Raw genomic sequence first — 685 nt, 5'->3', positions numbered from 1 at the left:
ATCACAAGGGCAGAGCACCGCGGAAAGGGACTTGGCAGTGACATGTTTCATTATCTTCTGACCCAGACAGACAACAAACAAAAGAGCGTCCTGTTACAAGCATCAGCTGACGGCAAAAATATTTACCAACGTGCAGGCTTCCAACCAATCGGCGAAATGGTTGTTTTTGAATAGAATAAAGTAGAACATAAAAAAGCTGCCTATCATGAGGCAGCTACAGATTGTTGACAAAGGGCTAAAATGATCTTGATTTTAGCCCTTTGTCTTCTTTTCAGCGTGATAGAAAACCTTTGAAGTCTAGGAAGGACGAGCATCGGAGCGGAGCGAATTTGACATTCGTGAGCACCGGAGCGCAGACCTGACAACGAATGCGAAGGTTTGTCTACACGCTGAAGCGCCCTTTTTGGGTGTTTTTTATTGTTCACAGCATATCAACACTTCTCTTTTAATCAAATCAAGGATTCGTGGTAACATAAACATACATACTTCGAAGAAAAAAGGAGAACGAACGTGAAAAAAAGTCTACTTGTTTTCATGAGCCTAGTTGCAAGTCTCTTCATGCTAGCAGCTTGCTCAAATACGGCAAACGAACAAAAAACAGAAACGAAGGCACTTCCAACGATTAATGAACGCATTCAAAAAGAAACGAAAGAAGTGATGGAGCAGTCTAAACTTATAAAAGACA

Annotated in this window: 1 protein-coding gene; it reads left to right on the top strand. The window is 41.5% G+C overall.

The window, feature by feature from the left end; all coding sequences use genetic code 11:
- On the top strand, positions 1–174 hold a 174-nt coding region (locus SB658_RS21820), incomplete at its 5' end, for a GNAT family N-acetyltransferase (RefSeq protein WP_410602266.1).
- Positions 175–685: the final 511 nt, after the last annotated feature.

The organism is Bacillus sp. SIMBA_008, from assembly GCF_046535495.1.
GTDB classification, from domain to species: Bacteria; Bacillota; Bacilli; order Bacillales; family Bacillaceae; genus Bacillus; species Bacillus subtilis.
This window is presented reverse-complemented; position numbering and strand designations above follow the sequence as displayed.